At 52.0% G+C, this 20,884-nt stretch carries 25 protein-coding genes; 7 read left to right on the forward strand and 18 right to left on the reverse strand.

The features are described from left to right. Positions 1-50 precede the first annotated feature (50 nt). Positions 51-1,127 (reverse strand): porin, encoded by a 1,077-nt coding sequence (locus L2097_RS03110; RefSeq protein ID WP_250352108.1) that lies wholly within the window; start codon positions 1,125-1,127, stop codon positions 51-53. Positions 1,128-1,788: 661 nt separating this feature from the next. Here L2097_RS03110 and drpB point away from each other — a divergent pair. From drpB to L2097_RS03125, 3 genes are read left to right on the forward strand one after another with little or no spacing between them, the layout of a single operon-like run. Next, the gene (gene drpB, locus L2097_RS03115; protein WP_250353123.1) at positions 1,789-2,073 is read left to right on the forward strand and encodes a cell division protein DrpB; all 285 of its coding nucleotides are present in this window, start codon (positions 1,789-1,791) and stop codon (positions 2,071-2,073) included. 52 nt (positions 2,074-2,125) lie between these two features. Beyond that, positions 2,126-2,830: a phosphohydrolase gene (locus L2097_RS03120; RefSeq protein ID WP_250352109.1), complete on the forward strand. Its 705-nt coding sequence runs from the start codon at positions 2,126-2,128 to the stop codon at positions 2,828-2,830. Positions 2,831-2,845: 15 nt separating this feature from the next. Then, entirely contained in the window at positions 2,846-3,310 is a 465-nt protein-coding gene (locus L2097_RS03125) for a very short patch repair endonuclease (protein WP_085007036.1), read from the forward strand. A 3-nt stretch (positions 3,311-3,313) separates the two neighbouring features. Here the strand turns inward: L2097_RS03125 and yedA are convergent, their stop codons facing one another. Next, positions 3,314-4,225: a drug/metabolite exporter YedA gene (yedA, locus tag L2097_RS03130; RefSeq protein WP_085007037.1), complete on the reverse strand. Its 912-nt coding sequence runs from the start codon at positions 4,223-4,225 to the stop codon at positions 3,314-3,316. A gap of 192 nt (positions 4,226-4,417) precedes the next feature. On the opposite strand from yedA, the gene L2097_RS03135 reads away from it, so the two are divergent. The 3 genes from L2097_RS03135 (at position 4,418) to dgcQ (ending at position 7,407) form a co-directional block, all read left to right on the forward strand. Beyond that, on the forward strand, positions 4,418-5,329 hold the full coding sequence (locus L2097_RS03135) for a DUF808 domain-containing protein (protein ID WP_250352110.1): 912 nt from the start codon (positions 4,418-4,420) through the stop codon (positions 5,327-5,329). A 79-nt stretch (positions 5,330-5,408) separates the two neighbouring features. Next, positions 5,409-5,591 (forward strand): YodC family protein, encoded by a 183-nt coding sequence (locus L2097_RS03140; protein WP_047369767.1) that lies wholly within the window; start codon positions 5,409-5,411, stop codon positions 5,589-5,591. A gap of 103 nt (positions 5,592-5,694) precedes the next feature. Next, positions 5,695-7,407, forward strand: a complete 1,713-nt coding sequence (dgcQ, locus tag L2097_RS03145) for a cellulose biosynthesis regulator diguanylate cyclase DgcQ (RefSeq protein WP_502799286.1) — start codon at positions 5,695-5,697, stop codon at positions 7,405-7,407. Here dgcQ and L2097_RS03150 read toward each other — a convergent pair. Continuing rightward, positions 7,362-8,201, reverse strand: a complete 840-nt coding sequence (locus L2097_RS03150) for a mannosyl-3-phosphoglycerate phosphatase-related protein (protein WP_047369769.1) — start codon at positions 8,199-8,201, stop codon at positions 7,362-7,364. The two genes, dgcQ and L2097_RS03150, sit on opposite strands and share 46 nt — an antisense overlap. Before the next feature lie 297 nt (positions 8,202-8,498). Further along, the gene (gene yodD / locus L2097_RS03155) at positions 8,499-8,729 is read right to left on the reverse strand and encodes a YodD family peroxide/acid resistance protein (RefSeq protein WP_047369770.1); all 231 of its coding nucleotides are present in this window, start codon (positions 8,727-8,729) and stop codon (positions 8,499-8,501) included. Between the two features lie 128 nt (positions 8,730-8,857). On the opposite strand from yodD, the gene dsrB reads away from it, so the two are divergent. Next, positions 8,858-9,046 (forward strand): protein DsrB, encoded by a 189-nt coding sequence (gene dsrB, locus L2097_RS03160; protein WP_047369771.1) that lies wholly within the window; start codon positions 8,858-8,860, stop codon positions 9,044-9,046. Between the two features lie 41 nt (positions 9,047-9,087). On the opposite strand, the gene rcsA is transcribed toward dsrB, so the two are convergent. The 14 genes from rcsA to fliF all read right to left on the reverse strand — a co-directional run bounded on the left by rcsA (position 9,088) and on the right by fliF (position 20,689). Continuing rightward, positions 9,088-9,711 carry a transcriptional regulator RcsA gene (gene rcsA, locus L2097_RS03165; RefSeq protein WP_041851838.1) on the reverse strand — a complete coding sequence of 208 codons (624 nt, stop codon included), beginning with the start codon at positions 9,709-9,711 and terminating at the stop codon, positions 9,088-9,090. Positions 9,712-9,993: 282 nt separating this feature from the next. Continuing rightward, positions 9,994-10,779, reverse strand: a complete 786-nt coding sequence (gene fliR / locus L2097_RS03170; RefSeq protein ID WP_085007040.1) for a flagellar biosynthetic protein FliR — start codon at positions 10,777-10,779, stop codon at positions 9,994-9,996. A gap of 7 nt (positions 10,780-10,786) precedes the next feature. Then, positions 10,787-11,056, reverse strand: a complete 270-nt coding sequence (fliQ, locus tag L2097_RS03175) for a flagellar biosynthesis protein FliQ (protein WP_041851836.1) — start codon at positions 11,054-11,056, stop codon at positions 10,787-10,789. 9 nt (positions 11,057-11,065) lie between these two features. After that, positions 11,066-11,803 carry a flagellar type III secretion system pore protein FliP gene (gene fliP / locus L2097_RS03180; protein WP_047369773.1) on the reverse strand — a complete coding sequence of 246 codons (738 nt, stop codon included), beginning with the start codon at positions 11,801-11,803 and terminating at the stop codon, positions 11,066-11,068. Further along, positions 11,803-12,177 (reverse strand): flagellar biosynthetic protein FliO, encoded by a 375-nt coding sequence (fliO, locus tag L2097_RS03185; RefSeq protein WP_047369774.1) that lies wholly within the window; start codon positions 12,175-12,177, stop codon positions 11,803-11,805. Before fliO ends, fliP begins: the two co-directional genes overlap by 1 nt. A gap of 8 nt (positions 12,178-12,185) precedes the next feature. Continuing rightward, entirely contained in the window at positions 12,186-12,599 is a 414-nt protein-coding gene (gene fliN / locus L2097_RS03190) for a flagellar motor switch protein FliN (protein WP_047369775.1), read from the reverse strand. Then, positions 12,596-13,600 (reverse strand): flagellar motor switch protein FliM, encoded by a 1,005-nt coding sequence (gene fliM / locus L2097_RS03195; RefSeq protein ID WP_047369776.1) that lies wholly within the window; start codon positions 13,598-13,600, stop codon positions 12,596-12,598. Before fliM ends, fliN begins: the two co-directional genes overlap by 4 nt. Positions 13,601-13,604: 4 nt before the next feature. Then, on the reverse strand, positions 13,605-14,084 hold the full coding sequence (fliL, locus tag L2097_RS03200) for a flagellar basal body-associated protein FliL (RefSeq protein ID WP_047369777.1): 480 nt from the start codon (positions 14,082-14,084) through the stop codon (positions 13,605-13,607). A 104-nt stretch (positions 14,085-14,188) separates the two neighbouring features. Then, complete coding sequence (fliK, locus tag L2097_RS03205) at positions 14,189-15,472, reverse strand: flagellar hook length control protein FliK (protein ID WP_250352111.1); 1,284 nt, start codon at positions 15,470-15,472, stop codon at positions 14,189-14,191. After that, complete coding sequence (fliJ, locus tag L2097_RS03210; protein ID WP_047369779.1) at positions 15,469-15,912, reverse strand: flagellar export protein FliJ; 444 nt, start codon at positions 15,910-15,912, stop codon at positions 15,469-15,471. Before fliJ ends, fliK begins: the two co-directional genes overlap by 4 nt. Positions 15,913-15,933: 21 nt before the next feature. Beyond that, complete coding sequence (gene fliI, locus L2097_RS03215; RefSeq protein ID WP_085007043.1) at positions 15,934-17,304, reverse strand: flagellar protein export ATPase FliI; 1,371 nt, start codon at positions 17,302-17,304, stop codon at positions 15,934-15,936. After that, the gene (gene fliH, locus L2097_RS03220) at positions 17,304-18,008 is read right to left on the reverse strand and encodes a flagellar assembly protein FliH (protein ID WP_229222507.1); all 705 of its coding nucleotides are present in this window, start codon (positions 18,006-18,008) and stop codon (positions 17,304-17,306) included. Before fliH ends, fliI begins: the two co-directional genes overlap by 1 nt. Continuing rightward, the gene (gene fliG / locus L2097_RS03225) at positions 18,001-19,008 is read right to left on the reverse strand and encodes a flagellar motor switch protein FliG (protein ID WP_047369782.1); all 1,008 of its coding nucleotides are present in this window, start codon (positions 19,006-19,008) and stop codon (positions 18,001-18,003) included. The genes fliH and fliG overlap by 8 nt, the downstream gene beginning before the upstream one ends. Beyond that, positions 18,998-20,689, reverse strand: coding sequence for a flagellar basal-body MS-ring/collar protein FliF (gene fliF, locus L2097_RS03230; RefSeq protein ID WP_047369783.1), 1,692 nt, complete (start codon positions 20,687-20,689; stop codon positions 18,998-19,000). The genes fliG and fliF overlap by 11 nt, the downstream gene beginning before the upstream one ends. Between the last annotated feature and the right edge of the window lie 195 nt (positions 20,690-20,884).

The raw sequence follows: 20,884 nt of genomic DNA on the forward strand, positions 1-20,884 counted from the left end.
TTTTGCCACAAAAAAGCCCGCTTGCAGCGGGCCTTGAAGGAAAAGTACGATTAGAACTGGTAAACGATACCCATCAGGAATTTATCGTCTTTATCAGTGCCTGTTGATTTCACATAGTGTGTGTCGTTCAGCAGATTAAACTGATAGGCCGCATAAACGTTCATGTTTTTGTTGAAGTAATACCAGGTGCCAAGCTCGATGTAGTTTACGCGAGCGGCATCACCACCTTTGAAACTACCACGACGGCTCAGGTCTTCGCCTTTAGAGTAGACGTAACCCAGAGACGGGCGCAGGCCAAAGTCGAACTGGTATTGTACAACGGCTTCGAAGTTGTGCGTTTTATTGGCAAACTGACTATCGTTTTCTACCGTCATATTGCGGGTTTCACCGTACATCATGGCAGCATAAACATTGTTTGCATCGTATTTTGCCGCGATGGACCAGACTTCGGCGTTATCGCCTTTGCGGTCGGCGGACTGTTCATCGGTACGGTCAGATTTGCCGTAGGTTGCAGCAAAGCCAAAGCCGTCGAATTCATAAGAGGCGGACATGCTGTAGCCGTCGCCATTCTGTTTCTTAACATCGCGGTTGCTGTTTTTGCCTTGATATTGCAGCGCCAGGTTCAGCCCATCCACTTCACCAAAGAAGTCGGTGACGCGGTAAGTGGCGACACCGTTGGTACGACCGGTCATAAAGTTATCGGAAGCAGCCCAGGAATCGCCACCCCAGCCGACCAGCATATCGGTGTATGCCGCAACGTCATAGGCCACGCCGTAGTTACGCCCATAATCAAATGAACCGTAGTTGCCGAATTTCAGGCCCGCGAAGGCCAGACGCGTTTTTGACTCCTGGCCGCCTTCTGGTTTGCTGGCGTCCATGTTGTATTCAAACTGACCGAAACCGGTCAGCTCGCTGTGGATCTGGGTTTCGCCTTTAACGCCGATACGCGCGTAAGAGGAATCTTCGTTTTCGCTGTTGTGGTTATCGGTATTGGTCCAGCCACGCTCGCCGACCATTTTTCCGTAGAAATCGACTTTATTACCATTCTTATTATAAATTTCTGCCGCATTTGCTGCACCCGCAGCTAATAATGCGGGCACTAAGATTGCCAGTACTTTTCTTTTCATAATCTATTCCCTTGAGATCATAATTTATATGAATAATTGCAATTTCATCCGAAATTACAAACTGAATACTATTCTATTAAGTTCATTAATTTTTACGTCAAAAATGTAAGTAAATTATTTAAAATATTGCAAAATGTTTCTATTTGGGATGGTATTTAGATTATGAATTTTAAAATAGTAAAGCATTTAGTTAGTTGATTTTATTGTATTTTTATTGTGTATGATTCTCTTGGGTATATAGTTTTAACGCATTTTATTTGATGTGCTTATCTTTGAGTGGTTTATATTTTCGTGGCGAACATAAAAGGTGAAAAAAAGCCTGAGAGATCCCCAGGCGAAATAGTGCGGAAAAGAATGATGAATAACTCAGAAGTAACTCAATACTGATAGTCGTGAAATAGTGCCACAGAATCTAAGATAAATATACCGTCAATTTATATGACTCTTTTCTATATATGAAACAGGCTAAATGCATCTTAATTATTTTCAGGTTGAATGATTGCGGTGAAAAACAACGCAAAAAAGGTCAGTTGCGCAAGATCAATTTATGCTCTTTTTGTTGAGTCTGACTGGATAAACACTTTTGAAAAACCCCGAAGACCAGTGTATTGTGATGTACATCACATTTATAGTGAAATTATATAGTGTTGTTGCAGTGATGATGAAGAGCGCCAGGAAAGATGAGGATCCAGAAAAAAAGATACGCGGCCCCGGGGGGAAATTGGCCCTATGGGCTTTCTGGTTGTTTTGCCTGCATTTTATCTGGAGCCTTGCGCAGATTGTCTGGACTGCCAATCGTACCGCTGCAATACCGGCGGGGATGTTGTTCGATACTGAACCGGGCCAATGGATACTGGCATTACTCAGTCTCCTGACTTTCGGCACAGTAGGGCTCATATTGGGTGGGATTGCATGGTATACCCGCCCTCGTGGGACGAACGCATAAGCAATGAAATAAAATGATGCTATGGTTACGGTTTTCCCTGGATGGAGTAACCATGACATTAACTGACTGGCAGCAGTGTTTCGACACATGGGTCGGACAACATTATAGCCAGACGGATGCCGCCCACGATGTCGCCCATTTTCGCCGGGTCTGGCGTACCGCGCAGCATCTTATGGAGGGGCAGGAAGTAGACGCGCTGGTGATTCTGACGGCCTGTTATTTTCACGATATCGTCAGCCTGGCAAAAAATGATCCACGGCGGTCCTTAGCCTCGCGTATGGCGGCGGAAAAAACGGTAGCTATTCTGCGCGCGGATTTTCAGCATTTCCCGGAAGAACGCTACCCTGCGGTGCGTCACGCTATTGAGGCGCACAGCTACAGCGCCGGGATCGCGCCACAAACGCCGGAGGCGAAAATTGTTCAGGATGCCGACAGACTTGAAGCGCTAGGCGCCATTGGGCTGGCACGCGTTTTTGCGGTTGCCGGTTCGCTGGGTGTCGCCTTATTTGATAGTCGCGATCCCTTTGCCGACGGGCGTGAACTCAACGATAAACGTTATGCGCTTGACCATTTTCGCACCAAGCTGCTGACGCTGCCCGCCACCATGCAGACGGAAAAGGGGAGAGCGCTGGCGCAGCATAATGCCGATTATCTGGTGCAGTTTATGGCAAAAATCAGCGCTGAATTACAGGGTGATTACCACGGGCTGGATAACGAAGTCTTGCATCGTTTTGGTCATCATAAACCAGGTCGGTAAAACGAGGGGGAGCACATGGCAGATGTCCACGATAAAGCGACGCGCAGCAAAAACATGCGTGCCATTGCCACCCGTGACACGGCAATCGAAAAACGGCTTGCTTCGCTGCTGGAGATGCTTGGCCTGACATTCCGTGTCCAGGATGCTGCGTTACCTGGACGCCCTGATTTTGTGCTGGACGAATATCGCGCCGTCATCTTTACCCACGGCTGTTTCTGGCATCACCACGAGTGCTATTTATTTAAAGTGCCCGCGACGCGTACTGAATTCTGGCTGGAAAAAATAGGTAAAAATGTCGTGCGTGACAACCGCGATAGCGCATTGCTGCGAGAGCAGGGGTGGCGCGTACTCATTGTCTGGGAATGTGCGCTACGCGGGCGGCTTAAATTAACGGACGATGCACTGGCCGAGCGGCTCGAGGAGTGGATCTGCGGGGGCGGTGACGCCGCGCAGATCGACACACTGGGCATTCATCAATGAACGTTACTTTTCCGCTTCACAAGGGCTAATCACGGGTCGGGCAGGGAGAAGGTATTTCCCCAGCGTCACCAGTACGACAGCCATAATGATAATTCCGAGCGCGAGCCACTCGATGCTGGAAAGATGTTCGCCGCCAAAACCGGTACCAAGCAAAACGGCCACAACCGGGTTAACGTAGGCATAGCTGGTGGCGATAGCCGGGCTGACATTGCGTATCAGGTACATATAGGCATTGATGGCAATCACAGAACCGAAGATGGCCAGATAGCCGACCGCCATAAAGCCCTGCACCGTCGGTAGTGTGGTCATCCTCTCGCCGCTGAGTACGGAGGCGGTCAACAAGACGAGGCCTGCTGCCAGCATTTCGATTGCGCCAGCCATCATGCCGGTGGGTAATTCAATACGTGAACCGTAGACGGAACCGAATGCCCAGCTCAGCGAGCCGACAAGGATCATCAGCGCACCCCAGGGATTACCGCTCAGGTTGCCGCCGCTATTAAGCAGGATGATACCCGCAAGGCCAATAGCAATCCCCATCCATTCTAATTTGCGGGTCTGAATACCAAAAAAATGACTAAAGCAGAGCGTAAAGAGCGGAACGGTCGCTACGACGACGGCAGCGATGCCGGAAGGGACGTTCTGATGTTCCGCAACGGTCACAAAACCGTTACCGACGGCAAGTAATAACACGCCAATCAGCGCCGCATTAAGCAAAGGACGCAGCCGGGGGAGTTTATGGCCCGTAATAAGCAAGAATGCCATGAGTAAAATGCCGGCAGAAAGGAAACGTACGCCAGCCATCATAAACGGTGGCCAGCTTTCAACCCCGATGCGAATAACAAAGTACGTGGAACCCCAAATGATATACAGCGCAAAAAGTGCACCAATAAGCGGTAGAACTTGCCTGAAATGCATACTCACTCACAGCAAAATAAAAAGGAGGCATATAGTAAACGCCAAAACTATCGCCCTGGCGAGTGGTTAATTGTATTTTATCTGTTAAATTTTTGTTGTCTTACGCTTGAGGATTTTCGCTGTGGCTTTTTTACATCATACTTAGAGAATCAACAGGCAAAAAATCGCAGATAATCAATAAGGAAGACCATTTTGGCAGGAAGTAGCTTATTAACTTTACTCGATGACATCGCTACATTGCTGGATGACATTTCGGTGATGGGTAAACTGGCGGCAAAAAAGACCGCTGGCGTACTGGGTGACGACCTCTCCCTCAATGCCCAGCAGGTCACCGGCGTACGCGCAAACCGCGAATTACCCGTCGTCTGGAGCGTCGCAAAAGGGTCACTGCTCAATAAAGTGATTCTGGTGCCGCTGGCGCTATTGATCAGCGCTTTTATCCCCTGGGCCGTTACGCCGTTATTAATGATTGGCGGGGCGTTTTTGTGTTTTGAAGGTGTCGAGAAAGTATTGCACACCCTTGAGGCCCGTAAACATAAAGAAACGCAGGAAGCGCGCGAACAGCGGCTGAATGCGATGGCCTCACAAGATCCGCGCGAATTTGAACGCGATAAAGTTAAAGGCGCAATCCGCACCGATTTTATTCTGTCGGCAGAAATTGTCGCTATCACCCTGGGTATTGTGGCTGAAGCGCCGCTGTTAAATCAGGTGCTGATTCTGTCCGGAATTGCGGTGCTGGTCACGATTGGGGTGTATGGCCTGGTGGGCATTATTGTCAAGCTTGACGATATGGGGTACTGGCTGGCAGAAAAACGCGCGGCGCTTGCGCAGGCGCTGGGCAAAAGCTTGTTATTTATTGCGCCCTGGCTAATGAAAATATTGTCGGTCGTCGGGACGCTGGCCATGTTCCTGGTTGGCGGCGGCATTGTGGTTCACGGTATTGCGCCGTTACACCACGCCATTGAACACATGGCGCAAGGCAGTAATACCTTCGTTGCGGCATTGCTCCCCGTGCTGGCTAATCTGGTATTGGGTTTTATCATCGGTGCGATAGTCTTATTAGCGGTGAAACTTATTGCACGACTGCGTGGTACGCATGCCTGAATTCTCGATTTTGCCACTACGCAAAAGGTTGAAACTTCGTCTAAGGTGAAATCGTTTCACCCTGATACAGGAGGCAAAGATGGTCTTTTTGGTCAGTGATGAAGTAAAAGCAAAAAATGGTGGGCAGTGCATGATTGTCACCGGTTATTCCAGCGGGATGGTGGAGTGTCGCTGGTATGACGGTTACGTCGTAAAACGTGAAGCCTTCCGGGAAGATGAACTGCTTCCCGGTGAAGGACGAAAGCTTTGCGAAGAGGCATAGCCATCTAAAACGCCCGGCATGCCCGGGCGTTTTTCTTCTTTCAGTTATTTGCCGTTGGCAATCGCATAACGCATTCAGCGTTGCGTTTATTCAGGGAGTCTTTGTGGGGCAGGAAAAAGTCGTTAAAAGTCCTCCGCGACTTGCGTTTGTCAAAACCTGGTTTGTTCCCAGCCGGGTCGTGAATCTCTGTTTTGTTATTGTGCTGGTCTGTTCTACGGTGCTGACATGGCGTGAAGTCATTGTGATGAAAGGCGCGTATGTCGTCAGTCAGCGTAACGCGCTGGATAATGTTGCCAATGTGCTGGACAGGCAGATGCAGGTAGGTATCGACCGTCTGCTATTTTTCCGCAACGGTATGCAGTCTGCGCTACAAACGCCGCTCGCTTTCGATGTTTTACGTAACATACAGGCGGAGTTTGAACAGAAGCGCATGCTGCCTTACTGGCAAATAGTGCTGGATAACCGCCGGACGCTGCCTTTATATGGTGTGTCAGACTATTTTGTCGAGCAAAGCGCCTCGTTAAGCCGCGATAACCCGCTATTGCATAATGAACTGACTGCCGCAATGGAGCTCGGTTATCTGTTCCGTTTTGCCTCCAGTGCCACTATGTTTCCGCGTCGTGCGCTCTATGTCTCCCGTGCGGGTTTTTTTATCTCCACATTACCAGTCGGGAACAATAATGAAATTGTTCAGCAGTATTACCAGTATCTGACCAGCCCCTGGTTTAGCGGGCAAAGTGAGCGTGAAAACAAACTGCGCGGTGTACGTTGGTTTAGTGACGAAGCGCACGAACTGAGTCTTGCCGATTCGCTGGTGACCGCCAGTGTGCCGCTGGATCATCAAAACGACTGGTATGGCGTTCTATCAATGAGTTTTCCTGTGTCATCAATGAAGGCATTACTGACCGAAGCGCGACAGAATCAGGATAGAGGCGAATACCAACTGTATGATGCGCAGTTTGCTTTGCTTACGACTACCGCAGAGCGCGGAACCGCGAACCAACAATTTTCCAGTGAGGAACGGGCGCAGCTGAAACGGGAAATGGCCAAAGACACAGCGGGCGGCTTGCGCCTGGGGACGCGTTTCGTGAGCTGGGAAAAACTCAAACATTTCGAAGGTAGTGTGCTGCGTATCCAGACGTTGCGTGAGGGGTTGCGCGGTGATTTTGGCAGTATCAGTCTCGCCCTGGCTTTATTGTGGCTCCTGTTTACCACTCTGCTGTTGCTCTCGTGGGGCGTTATCCGGCAGATGGTCAGCAATATGTTCCAGCTCCAGCATACATTGCAATGGCAGGCCTGGTATGACCCATTGACGCGACTGAATAATCGCGGCGCGTTGTTTGAGCGCGCCCGGGTGCTGACAAAGGAGTGTGCTGCGCAAAATCTCCCGCTCTCGGTGATTCAAATTGACCTTGACCATTTTAAGCGGGTCAACGATCGCTTTGGTCACCAGGCCGGGGATCTGGTGTTGTCTTATGCTGCGGGCTTGATTGGTAAATCGATCCGCGAGCAGGATGTGGCCGGGCGAGTCGGGGGGGAAGAGTTTTGTGTATTGCTGCCCGGGGCGACGCTCCTGGATGCGACCGTGGTGGCAGAAAAAATCCGCCAGCGTATCAGCGACAAAGAAATTTTTGTTCAAAAGAGTAAAACCATTCGCGTTACCGCCTCCCTCGGCGTATCTGGCGCGCAGGAAGGCGGCAACTATGATTTCGAATATCTCCAGTCTGTTGCCGACAGCCGTTTATATCAGGCAAAAAATAACGGTCGCAATCAGGTTTGCGCCGAGGACGGCGTGTCGCCACTGCCCAACACATAATCCATTCCTTCCCGCCACCCCGCTGCGCCTTCAAGGGCGCAGTGGTATACCCGCTCAGGGGTATCATATTGTAAGCGGATCCCCTCACGGTTCAGCCCTTTCACCACAATAGCGAAATTGACGCTATCCAACAGCGGCGCATCGTTGGGACCATCCCCTAATCCCAGGGTGATATGACTCGTACCGTCATAATGACGATACTGGCGTATTAACCAGTTCACTGCCTGGTCTTTGCCGCTACGTTCATCAAGGACATGCCAGAACCTGGCCCCCTGCACGAAACGTAAGCCGAGCTGGGCCAGTTCAGCGTCGAAAATCTGCATCTGTTCATCGCTATCCCGCCAGATTAAGGTTTCAGACGCTTCCTGCAAACGGGCGAGCGCGGCTTGCGCTGGTGGAAGACCGGTGACATCAGCCAGAATGTGCTCGTCCATTTCGCTAAAGGTCGTGAACTTGTAGCCATCGCGACTGCGCAGTTCAATGAGAACTTTTGTAATTTCGTCGTGGGAAGAGCCTGTCATGATACGCGGATAGTTTTCGTGATCCTGCCAGTGTTCATCAAGCTGAATAACAGCGCCGTTCTCGGCAATAAAGGGCAGGCCTTCCAGACCCAGCATGCGTTGTACTGCCATCATCTCGGCGGCAGTTTTGCTACTACAGAGGATCAAAGGAATATGGTGTTCACGCAGCCGGGCAAGCCACTCAGCCGCCGGTTGCCAGTCGCCGGTGTGGCTATCCTGGAGTGTGCCGTCAACATCGGAAAACACCAGCAGTGGGTCGTCAAGCGTTGGCATGGTCTGCTCCTTGCAGTCAGGTAAGACAAATCTCATTTTTACGTAAGGCCACTTAGCGAAACATCGATACCGAATGCAGGTAAGCGGCATGGCGCGGGCACTCATGGATGTGCACTCGGTGTAAATATTGCGCGACTAAATTATTCAACCCAGGAATATTACCTTGTCATGCAATAAGTTTGAGGATATGGTTCCAGTTACATCAGATTCCCTGGTGTAACGAATTTTCAAGTGCTTCTTGCGAGAGCAAGTTTTATCCCGGCCACCCCATGACCGGGATTTTTTCTTTTTAGCGATTTAGCGATTCACTTCCGTCACGCTAAAGTCGTGAATATCAAGCTCGAACGCCTCTGCCAGTTCACGCCAGGTGTGGTAATCCCGCCCATCGATGCTAACGCGCTGACCATCGCCGTCAGCAACCCGATGGATTTCGCTCTCGCATATTTCGTTGATTGCTGCCAGCAGGGCGTCAACGTCGACATTGACGTCCCGTTTTGCGGTGTCGCTGTACTCTTTCACTGTACTCATCCGTTTCACCTCATTGTCAGGCCCATTGATCAGTATAGTCGGTAGAAAAAATAGTCAGCCAAACGCCCGGAGGCTGCCAGCTATTGAGAATTGTTCTACACTGGCACAAATGAAACAGGAGGATGGATATGAAGGTAAACGATCGGGTTACGGTCAAGACGGACGGTGGTCCGCGCCGTCCGGGTGTCGTGCTGGCTATTGAAGAATTCAATGAAGGTACGATGTACCTGGTGTCACTTGATGATTACCCGCTCGGTATCTGGTTCTTTAATGAAAAAGGTCATCCGGACGGGATTTTTGTTGAACTGATTGATTAATTTCATTCGCCCTCCGTTCAGGAGGGTGATCCCTCAAAATTTTATCGCATATTCACAAAGATACCGCTGGTTACATTGTCGGTCAGACGAACGACATGATAGATCACTTGCTTATTATGCGTTTTAATTTTCCTTTTAATATTACCTTTATGGGAAGATACCGTTTTAGCTTTAATATTCATCTGATCGGATATTTGGATGGTATCCTGCCCCGACATCCACATCTTGAGCATGCTGGATTCCGTCCGACTCAGTGATAGCGTGGGTAAATTAATGTGCCCAATACTCTTTTTCTCTTTACTAAGATAGTCAGCCAAAATATCGTCCAGGGACTCAGGCTTTATCGACTTGGAACTGATCAATAAATTCTTGCGGACTAACAAATATTCATCAAAGTGAATATTAGCTATTGCCATAAATACAATAAATAACGTCCGGGGGTGTTGAGTAATGATTTCTTTTATATGCTGACTGCTGACAGGATCGTGAATAAAGCAGTCCTCATTAATAAACACCACCGTGGGTTGTAACGCCACACATGCCGATTCGAGCTCATCAACGGTTGTTACATCGTTGATTTCTCGTTTCTTTACCCCCCGGCTTGCCAGATACCCCGTTAGTCCCAACCGGGTATAACTGCATAAATCCATAATAATCGTTGACATGGCATACCCTCACTCAATGCGTAACGATAATTCACCCTCGCCAGAGGTCCCTGAACCACCAGGCAAAAAAGTAATAAAACAATGAGCAGGACGACCTCAGGCGAAACCACTATCCCGTAAAGTTACGTATAATTTGCCAGGAATCATCTCAAAGTAAAGTAAATGTTGTGTTCTGTGAGAACCTTAAAAACAATTAACCCGCGTCAGGTATATCGTAGGGAGTGATTCCCGAAATTGATTTTAGGAATTTCCTTAGGAAGGCTATATAAAATGTGTGGGTTGTTATTTCTTGGGCAGTTCGCCGACTATATCGGCTAATAGATTGAAAACCTCACCAAATACACGTTCGGTGTAAGGCGCGATTAATGGCATCATGGCCACCATGAGCAAAATGCCCACCGTTAATGTTATCGGGAAACCGATAACAAAAAGGGAGAATTGTGGAGACATTCGGTTTAATAAACCCATCGCCAGGTTAATGGTCAGCAGCAGGGTAATGATGGGCAAAGCCAGCATCACGCCATTAACGAAAATCATACTCGCGGAGCGGGTGATGGCCATAAACGCATCACTGTTCACCGGATCTCCGCCTATCGGCAGCGTATGAAAGGTGTCCACCAGCATACTAATCAGCCACAGATGACCATTGAGAACTAAAAACAGCAGCATCGCCAGCATGTCCATGAAGCGGGCGAGCACAGGCATATTGAGGTGGCTGGTAGGATCAACAAAGGTCGCGAATGACAGACCCATCTGTAAACCAATCAACTCTCCGGCATAACGAATGGTCGCGAAGGCAAACTGCATCGTAAAACCAAGCGCTATGCCAATCAGAAGCTGTTGTATTGCCAGCCAGAAGCCATTCGCGGAAAACATGGTTGCGTTGACCGGGGGCAGCGTCGGCGCGACGATAAAGGTGATCACCAGACCCAGCCCCATTTTTACGCGTCGGGGGATAGAGTGCTCACTCAGGATCGGAGCCGTCATAATCAGCGCCATAATGCGCAACAAGGGCCAGAAATACATGCTGAGCCATTGGAGCCATTGATCGCTGGTGACATGAAACATGCGGGGCTTACCCAATCATATAGGGCAGGTTACTGTATAACGTGCGCATATAATCCAGCAGCAGGTTGAGCATCCACGGGCCGGCAATGATGATAGTCACAAACACCGCAATGATTTTTGGAATGAATGAGAGAGTCATTTCGTTAATCTGGGTAGCGGCCTGCAGGATGCTGATAATCAGACCCGTCACCAGGGCGACCAGGAGCAATGGCGCGGCGAGTGCGAGGGCAACTTTCATCGCCTCGGTGCCAATCATCATGACCGATTCAGGTGTCATCTTTCACTCCTAACTGTAGAAACTCTGCGCCAGTGAACCGACCAGCAGTTGCCAGCCATCCACCAACACGAACAGCATTAACTTAAAGGGCAGCGCAATAGTGGCAGGAGGCACCATCATCATCCCCAGTGCCATCAGGACGCTGGCGATCACCAGGTCGATAATCAAAAACGGGATGAATATCGTAAAACCAATCTGGAAGGCCGTTTTGAGTTCGCTGGTCACATAGGCCGGCAGCAGGATGCGCATTGAGACGGCTTCCGGCCCCTGAATCGGCGGGCTATTGGATAAGCGGGCGAAGAGGGCGAGGTCGGCTTCGCGCGTCTGGCGCAGCATAAACTCACGCAGCGGTTGTGCGCCGCGCTCCAGCGCCACATCGACAGAAATCTTGTTTTCGCTAAAGGGCTGATAAGCGTCGGCGTAAATCTTATCGATGACCGGCGACATAATAAAAAAGGTTAAAAACAACGCCAGCCCCAGCATAACCTGGTTTGGCGGCGCGGAAGGGGTACCCAGGGCATTACGCAGCAAACCAAACACGATGATGATACGTGTAAAACTGGTCATCATCAGCAGTACGGCAGGCAGGAAGGTCAGTGAAGTGATAAAGACCAGCGTCTGCACCGGCAGGGACCAGCTTTGTCCGCCGTTGGCCAGAGGTTGACTCACCAGGCCCGGGAGTTGAGCAAATGCGGCAGGGGCAGCCAGCCATAATCCGGCCAGCGCGAAAGGTAACAAACGGCGCATCAGGTTCTCCCGGAACGCTTAAGCAAATTCTTCATCACGGACTGAAAGTCCGGGGTCTTCTCTTTCATGTCTTCATTGTCGGCGGGGGCCGGAGGAAGCGTGTGCAGTAAATTAATCTGCGAAGGGGTAACGCCCAGGACCAGGCGCGCATCTTCCACCTCAACAATGACCACGCGCTCGCGTGGCCCTACGGAGGTAGTGGCACTGACTTTTAGTCCGCGGCTACCCGCAGATTTACCGGCGAATCCCAGACGCTTCGCCAGCCAGGCGACAATAAAAATTATCGCCAGAATCAACACCAGCGCGCCACTGACTTGCAGCAGTGGCGAACCCGGTACGTTTGACGGCTGGCTAACCGTGGCCTGGGTTTTCATTGGCGGCCTCAGCGGCTCAGGCGACGCATGCGCTCAGACGGAGTAATGATATCGGTAATACGTACGCCGTATTTATCCGCAACAACCACAACTTCGCCTTGCGCAATGAGGTAACCGTTGATCAGAATATCCAGCGGCTCACCGGCCAGACCGTCAAGAGCAACCACAGAACCCTGCGTCAGACGCAGCAGCTCTTTAATGGTCATGCGCGTACGTCCAAGCTCTACGGTCAGTTTGACCGGGATATCCATAATCAGATCGATATCCTGTAGGCTACCCGTGACGTCGCCGCCGCCCAGCTGTTGGAAGACAGCGTCAGCTGCACTTTTGCTGGTGGTGGTTTTTTGTTCGTTCAACGCGTCAGCCCACAGATCGTCCATTGCGCTACTGTTTTCATCGGACGGATTGTTCATATCACTCATTTGGGCTGTTCCTCATTCAGCGAATTCAAAATCGGGTTAATCAGATGCTCGACACGCAGGGCGTACTGACCATTTAGCGTGCCATACTGGCTGGTGAGTACAGGCACTCCGTCCACATGCGCAATGATGCGATCGGGTTTCTCGATCGGCAGGACATCGCCGGGCTTGAGTTTAAGTATCTGCGACAGCCGCAGTGAAATATCAGCAAAATTAGCAATCAGCTCCAGCTCAGAGTGCTGAACCTGGCGCACCAGGTTGTCTCGCCAGTTCTGATCTTCCGAGCGGGAGTTCTCCAGCGGCGGGTTGACCAGCACTTCACGCAGCGGCTCTATCATGCTGAATGGCAGACAAATATTAAACTCACCCGTCAGGTTGCCGATTTCCACATGGAACGGCGTGTTCACCACGATGTCGTTAGGTGAGGTCGTAATATTGGTGAACTTAACCTGCATCTCTGAACGTACATATTCAACGTCCAGCGGATGGATAGCTTTCCATGCATCACTGTAGCCCTCAAGCGCCAGTTTCAACATGCGGTTAATAACACGCTGTTCTGTGTGCGTAAACTCGCGGCCTTCCACCTTCGTCGGGAATCGTCCGTCACCACCAAATAAGTTGTCTACCGCAATAAAGACCAGGCTTGGGGAGAAAACAAATAATCCCGTACCGCGCAGTGGCTTAAGGTGGATAAGGTTAAGGTTGGTCGGAACCGGCAAGTTACGCGCAAATTCGTGATAGGGCTGAATGCGAATCGCGCCAACGGTAATATCCGGGCTACGACGCAACAGGTTAAACAACCCCATACGGAACTGACGCGCAAAACGTTCATTAATAATCTCCAGCGCCTGCAGACGTTCACGTACTACGCGGCGCTGGGTATTCGGGTCATAGGGACGAATATCGCTATCGCCGCTTGCACCTGGCTTCGGAGCATCGCTCGTGTCGCTGTCTCCGTTGAGCAGCGCGTCGATTTCGGCCTGAGAAAGAATGCTATCGCCCATGTCTTTACCGCAGAATGAAAGCTGTATAAAGAACGTCAGTGACTTCTTGTTTCGGTTGCCCCGCCACTAACGGTGTTGCGATTGCTTCTTTAATCGCTGTAGCCAGTTGCTGCTTACCTTCGTCAGTGGCGAGCTTTGAGGCATCCTGACGTGAGAACAGCAACAGCAAACGGCTACGAACTTCTGGCAAATATTCGCTCAGTCTGGCACGCGTGACGTCGTCTTTCAGACGCAGCGTGATGCCGATGTACAGCACACGATCCGCATCGCCCAGGTTTACCGTAAAGGTATCAAGGGCGAAGAATACAGGTGCCGGAGGCGGCGGCGGGGCTTCTGTTTCCGCCTTCGCGTCCGTAGACGGATGCTGTTGCATACGCCAGTAACTATAGCCAGCAGTCGCGCATGCAGCGAGGGTGATTAACACCAATAGCGGGATCCAGATTTTACGCTTACGTTTTTTTTTGTTGATAGCGGTGTCAGTCATCTGATACGTGCTTCCTGTTAGGTACTGCTCATAGTCTGATTATCCCGTGTCCTGTCCGCGTCAAAGCGCGGAAAAGACGGGGATAATCATGCTACCTCTGGCGTTTAGGCAAAGATATCGACTGCACCGTTACCACGCGCCGTCGATTGCAGGCTTGCAGGCGCGATCAGCGGCTCATCGTCTTCTGTTGCCAGATTGTTACCGCCGCCAGTGCGTGAAGAGTGTTGCTGTTGAGAAAAAGATTGTTGCTGCCCGGCAAAGCTTTCGCTACTGATGCTGCTTTGACCCAACTGGATGCCGTTTTCAGCCAGCGATGTCCTGAGCGTAGGCAGTGCAGCCTCCAGCGCCTGACGAACGTGGCTGTGCGGCGACACCATCTGAATTTGCGCCAGATTATCATCGAGTTTCAGGGAGATTTGTACCTGACCAAGATCTTCCGGGTGCAGATGCAACTCGGCGCTTTGCTGACCCTGTCGGGTAAACATAGTGACGTGCTGGCTGAGCGTCTGTTGCCATTCATGGCTGCCTAACGGTGCGCTCAAAACGGCAGAAGAGATCGGCGCGCTGGCCTGGGCTGATGATGCATTACTGACGACAGGCGCAACGCTGGCGGTGGTGTTGATGGTCATGGCGGCGTTGTCCGCATCTTGTTTCGCTGCGGGGGCCAGCGTGCTGCCAAAAATGCCGGCATGCTGTTGGGCGACATCATCACCGGCAGAGAGGTCCGTTCCATGCGCTGCGGTATTTGCGTTATCGCCTTTTTGCGCACCGGCTGCAAGGGTCGCCAGATCAACTCCGCTACGTTTTGTGGCGCCCACCGCGCTGGAGGCGGCGGTGGCGACGTCAGCGGTGGATTTTGTCGGCGTCAGTTGGGCAGTTTGCTGATGCGGCAGCATAGCCATCAGTGCGCTAAGACCCGCCAGCTCTTCTTCGCTTAAATCACTGCTGTCATCGTCAGTGGCTGCGTGAGTGGCAGTGCCCGTCTCTGTTTTTCCGAGCGCAGCAAGAACGCCGCTTTTGGTTTCCGGCGTCAGGCCCGATAACAGCGCTTGTACCTGGGTTTTACCGTCGGTGGTCAGAGTATCAGTATCGGTTTTGACTGTCTGGCGGGCCAGTAAATCTGCCAGTTTCTGTGCAGGACTCTGCGCATCGTCAGAAGACAATGCGCGCAGATTTTTCAGCGATTTGCCGCTGGCGGCTTGCAGGTCGGCAAGGGTAAAGGTTGTCTTGCCCTCTGCGTCGGTGCCGGTAAGCGTTTTTCCGCCAAGGGCGCCTGCCAGCAGGGCAAGAAAATCTTGTGCTGTATCACCGCTCGTTTTGCCAACACCTGTTTGCACACCGGAGGTTGCATCCACGTCTGTCGAAAGCAATTTCTGCAAGTTGATCATTCATTTTTCCTCTGGGATGCGCGTTGTGCAAATTCATCCATTTTCTTTTGATCAAGGCGGTTTTCCGCCTGTAGTGCGGCAGCGTTTTGTCTTTCCTGCAGAGTTTGCCATGCCTGCAGTCGTTGCTTTTTCTCTCGCCAGCAATTCAGTGCGGTGTCGACTTTTTCATTCCACTGCATCAGTTGCTGTCGATGCTGCTCAATGGCTTTTTCCAGCGTCTGAATAAACTGCTGATAGTTTTGCCAGCGCTGGGCTCCGATCCCCTGGCTCATATCATTATTCAGGTTGTTGCGGTATTCATGCTGATAATCCATCAGCATCTTTAGCTGCTCTTCCGCTTGCTGGCAACCGCGGCGCATTTCACCCAATCTCAGGGCTGCGTCGTCAACTTCTTTCTCTGCCAAATCCTTTAGCGTCGTTAATGCGCTATTTTGCGTCATAGTCGTCGCTCTCCCACTGCGTTATGCGTTCGGGAAAATGAGTTCAAGGGCTTGTATTGAATCTTCCCACCCGGCACGTTCGAAAATGCCTTGTTGTAAAAAAGCCTCTAACTGCGGCCACAATGCGATAGCTTTATCCAGCATCGGGTCACTGCCGCGCGCGTAGGCGCCAACGCTCACCAGATCACGGTTACGCTGGAAGCTCGACAACAACTGTTTGAAATTTCTGACTCTGGCGTAATGCTTTTCCGTAATCAGGGCCGTCATCGCACGACTGATAGACGCTTCGATGTCGATGGCAGGATAGTGTCCTGCCTCTGCCAGCCGACGGGACAGGACAATGTGTCCATCCAGAATGGCGCGCGCGGAGTCGGCAATCGGATCCTGTTGGTCATCCCCTTCGGTCAGCACGGTATAAAACGCGGTAATGGAGCCTCCGCCGCTAATACCGTTACCTGCACGTTCCACCAACGCAGGTAATTTGGCAAAAACGGAGGGGGGATAACCTTTGGTGGCGGGCGGCTCGCCGATCGCCAGCGCGATTTCACGCTGGGCCATCGCATAACGCGTCAGGGAATCCATAATCAGCAGCACGTGCTGGCCGCGATCGCGAAAATCTTCAGCAATGCGGGTGGCGTAGGCTGCGCCCTGCATACGTAATAAAGGCGAGACATCCGCAGGCGCGGCGATCACAACCGAACGTGCGCGACCATCGGCACCGAGGATATTCTCGATAAAATCTTTTACTTCACGACCACGCTCACCGATGAGCCCGACCACGATAACGTCAGCCTGGGTATAGCGGGCCATCATGCCTAATAAGACGCTCTTACCCACGCCGGAACCGGCAAACAGCCCCATGCGCTGGCCGCGGCCTACCGTTAACAGGGCGTTGATGGCTCGCACGCCGGTGTCAAGCACATGCTCGATAGCCGTACGTTGTAGCGGGTTAAACGGTTGGGTGATCAGCGCGCCGGTTTCACCGGTATCCGGTGTTGGCATACCATCGAGTGGTTTGCCGCTGCCGTCCAGTACACGACCAAGAAGGGCAGGGCCAAGCGGCAGTTGTTTGCTGCTTTGCAAACCATCGCCAAGAATACTTTTCGCATAGACGCGAGCGCCAGGGAGGATGCCTTCCACTTCTTCGAGCGGCATCAGGAACAGGCGTTGTCCGTTAAAGCCGACAACTTCGCTTTCGACTTCTCTGGTCTCGCCGTTTTCCTGACGTTCAATAACGCAGGTAGCCCCCAGCGGCAGTTGCAAACCTGTCGCTTCCAGCACCAGACCGGTAGCACGCGTCAAACGACCATAACGACGCACGGATGGCAGTTGCGCCATTCGGGCTTCGAAATTATCGAGCGAAGTCAGCCATCGAGTCAGACGTGCAGTCATTAAACGACTCCCGGTGCCGCAAGGCGGCACAGTTCCTGCCAGCGCGTTGCCACGCTGGCGTCGAGATCGCCCTCATCAGCAGAGACTTTGCAGCCACCTGGATGCAGGGTCGGATCACCGCGCAGACGCCAGCCATGCAGGCTGAGCGTCGCGCCAAGCATCTCTTCTACGCGTTGCAAATCATCAGGATGCACGCGTAACTGTGGTTTACCGCTGAACAGAGGTTCTTGTTGCAGCAGCGTCTGGATCTGTTTAATCAGGGCGCCGTTATCCACGCACGCGGCCTGGCCAATGACCTGACGCGCGGCTTCAAGCGCCATCTGCATCAGACGGGAGGCAATCACGCTATCCAGCGCATCCAGGGTGTACTGAAATTCGCTAACCAGTTGTTGCATACGGGCATGGATAGGTGCCTGCTGCTGGCGCGCCTGGTTCATACCATTTTCATAGCCCTGAGAGAGGCCTTCCTGGTAACCTTGTTCCTGGCCTTTTTGTCTGCCTTCTGCCAGACCTGCATTATAGCCTGCTTCATGCGCCTGCATCTGTATCTGTGCTAACTGCTGTTGACGCTTTTGTTCAGCAGATTGTTCGTCTTCGACCTCTACATTCGGCTCATCGCTTGTGGACAGCGCGGCGATAAACTCAGGTACCGGTAGAGCGAGATCTTCTGGTGTCCAGATCTTCCACGGCAATTCATTAGACATAGGTATCCTCGCCGCTGCCAATTACCATCTCGCCGGTTTCGGCCAGACGACGAACAATAAGCAGAATGGCTTTCTGCTCGTTTTCCACCTGCGACAGGCGGACCGGGCCACGGTTGGCAAGATCGTCGCGCAGGATATCCGCCGCACGCTGGGACATATTGCGCAGGAACTTGTCGCGCAACGGCGGTTCGGAGCCTTTGAGCGCGATAAGCAGGGATTCGGAATCCACTTCCTGCAGCAGGCGCTGGATACTGCGGTCGTCCACATCCACGAGGTTTTCGAACAGGAACATCTCGTCGATAATTTTTTGTGCCAGCTCGCCGTCGAATTCGCGAACCGCCGAAATAACGGCTTCTTCCTGCTGCGTTTTCATCAGGTTGATGATCTCCGCCGCCGTTCTCACGCCGCCCATTTTGCTGCGCTTGAGGTTCTGACCGTCGAGCAGGTTGTTGAGTACTTCGGTCAGTTCGGCCAGTGCGGCTGGCTGTACGCCACCGAACGTGGCGATACGCAGCATGACGTCATGGCGCAGACGCTCATCAAACAGGGCAAGAATATCGGCAGCCTGGCCACGTTTGAGGTGGACAAGGATGGTAGCGATAATCTGTGGGTGCTCGTCGCGAATAAGATCGGCGGCACTCTGCGGCTCCATAAAGTTGAGCGTCTCGATACCGCTTGTGGTATCGCGGGTTTCGAGAATATCTTCCAGCAGGCTGGCGGCACGCTCTTCGCCGAGCGCTTTCACCAGTACCGTACGCAGGTAGTCGTTGGCGTTGATATTCAGGGCCGCGAATTGTTCAGCCTCGCCCTCAAACTCCTGCAGGACTTCTACTAATTGCTTATTAGAGAACTGACGCATGCTGGCCATAGCGGTACTGAGATGCTGCACTTCCCGCTGGGACAGATGCTTGAACACTTCCGCTGCGCGATCTTCTCCAATGGTCATTAGCAGAATGACGCTTTTATCGGTACCGGTAAGGCCGGTTGCATTATTGCTCATTTTCAGTACTCATCCACTGGCGAATGACCAGCGCCACAACGCGCGGATCGTTGTCTGACATCTCACGAATGCGTTGGCTCATCACCTCGGCACTCAGACGCTGATTATTACGACGCTGCTGGAGTTGTTCGTCTTTGCTGAGACGAACTTCCACGGACTCTTCAATTTCAGCACGGGCACGCTGTGCTTCCTGTATCGCTTTCGCCTCTTCCTGACGGCGAACCAGCTGCGGACGTACCGCTTTACGCCACAGCAGCCAGGCGACAATCAGAACCAGCAGCCAGCGACCTGCAGTCAACATCTGATCGATGAAGCTCTGCTGTTGCCAGAATGGAAGTTGACCACCCACATCGTCGGTTGCGTTGAACGGGGAGTTCACCACGTTCAGGGTATCACCGCGTTTTTCGGTATAGCCCATGGCTTCGCGGGTCAGGTCTTCAATTTGCTTAAGCTGATCTGCGGTCAGCGCTTCGGTCTTGCCATCCGCCAGGGTTCGGTAGTTCACCACGACGGCCACAGAGAGACGCTCGATATCGCCGACATTCATCTTGGTGTGGCGAATGGTGCGGTCTACTTCGTAGTTCGCCGTTTCGTTACGGGTGGTATTGCGCGGCACTGCACTGTTTGCAGCCGAAGAGGCCGTCTGCTGACCCGTTTGATTTTGCTGTCCGTTCTGCTGATTCGCCTGTGGCGTTGTGATCGGTGCGGCATTGGCCGGGGCAGGCTGGTTAGACAGCGCTCCCGGTACGCCGCCCGGATAACTTCCGCCAATCTGCTCACTTTCGTTGGTCTGGCGAGAACGCAGTACTGCCTGAGAGGCATCGCCGTTTGGCTGGTACTGCTCTTCGGTTTGTTCTTTGTTCGCGAAATCAATCTGCGCGGTAACCTGAGCGTGAACGTTACCGTTACCCACGATTGGCGCAAGGATGGATTCAATACGACGCTGTACGCGACTTTCGACATCTGATGCGTATTTTAACTGCGCATCGTTGAGGTCACGGCCTGCGGTGTTGGACTGCGTTAACAGGCGGCCACTCTGATCAACCACGGTCACATTACCCGGCGGCAAACCAGCGACGGCGCTGGAGACCAGGTGAACGATTGCTGTGATTTGACCGTCATCCATGGCGCGACCCGGTGCAAGGTTGACCGTGATCGAGGCAGACGGCGATTTTTGTTCACGCACGAATAAAGACGGTTTTGGCATCGCGAGATGGACACGCGCGGTTTTCACCGGACCCAGTGTTTCAATGGTACGGGCCAGTTCGCCTTCCAGCGCGCGCTGGTAGTTAACCTGCTCGCTGAACTGGCTGATGCCAAATTTTTCCTGATCCAGCAATTCGAAACCGACAGCACCGCCTTTCGGCAGACCCTGTTGCGCGAGGCGCAGGCGCAGCTCATGAACTTTATCTGCAGGAACTTCAAGAGCCCCACCGTTCTCAGAGAAACGGTAAGGAATGTTCATTTGCGTTAATTGGGTAACGATAGCCCCGCCGTCCTGATCGGAGAGGTTGCTATAAAGGGTGCGGTAGTCCGGGCTTTTTGCCCACAGTACCATGGCGACGACGATAGCAACGGCTGCAGCCGCCGCCACCATTAATGGGATCTTGGGGTTCGCGCGCAAGCGGTTGAGCCACTCCAGAGATTTATTCTGTGGTGCAGAAGTTGCAGTCGCACTCATTGCGCACCTCGTAACTCAGGGTGGATGTTGTTATTTGAGTAGTGAAACAAAACAGACTCCCGGATCGGCAAACTCGACATTTGTCCATTAATATGGCTATGCCATTATTTGATGATTCAGAATTTTCTATGCCTCAAATAACCTGGTTTTTTATCGTTATTTACCGCCATTATCTTATTGACGAACTGGTAACCT

The organism is Citrobacter sp. MNAZ 1397, from assembly GCF_023613995.1.
Taxonomy (GTDB): Bacteria; Pseudomonadota; Gammaproteobacteria; order Enterobacterales; family Enterobacteriaceae; genus Phytobacter; species Phytobacter ursingii.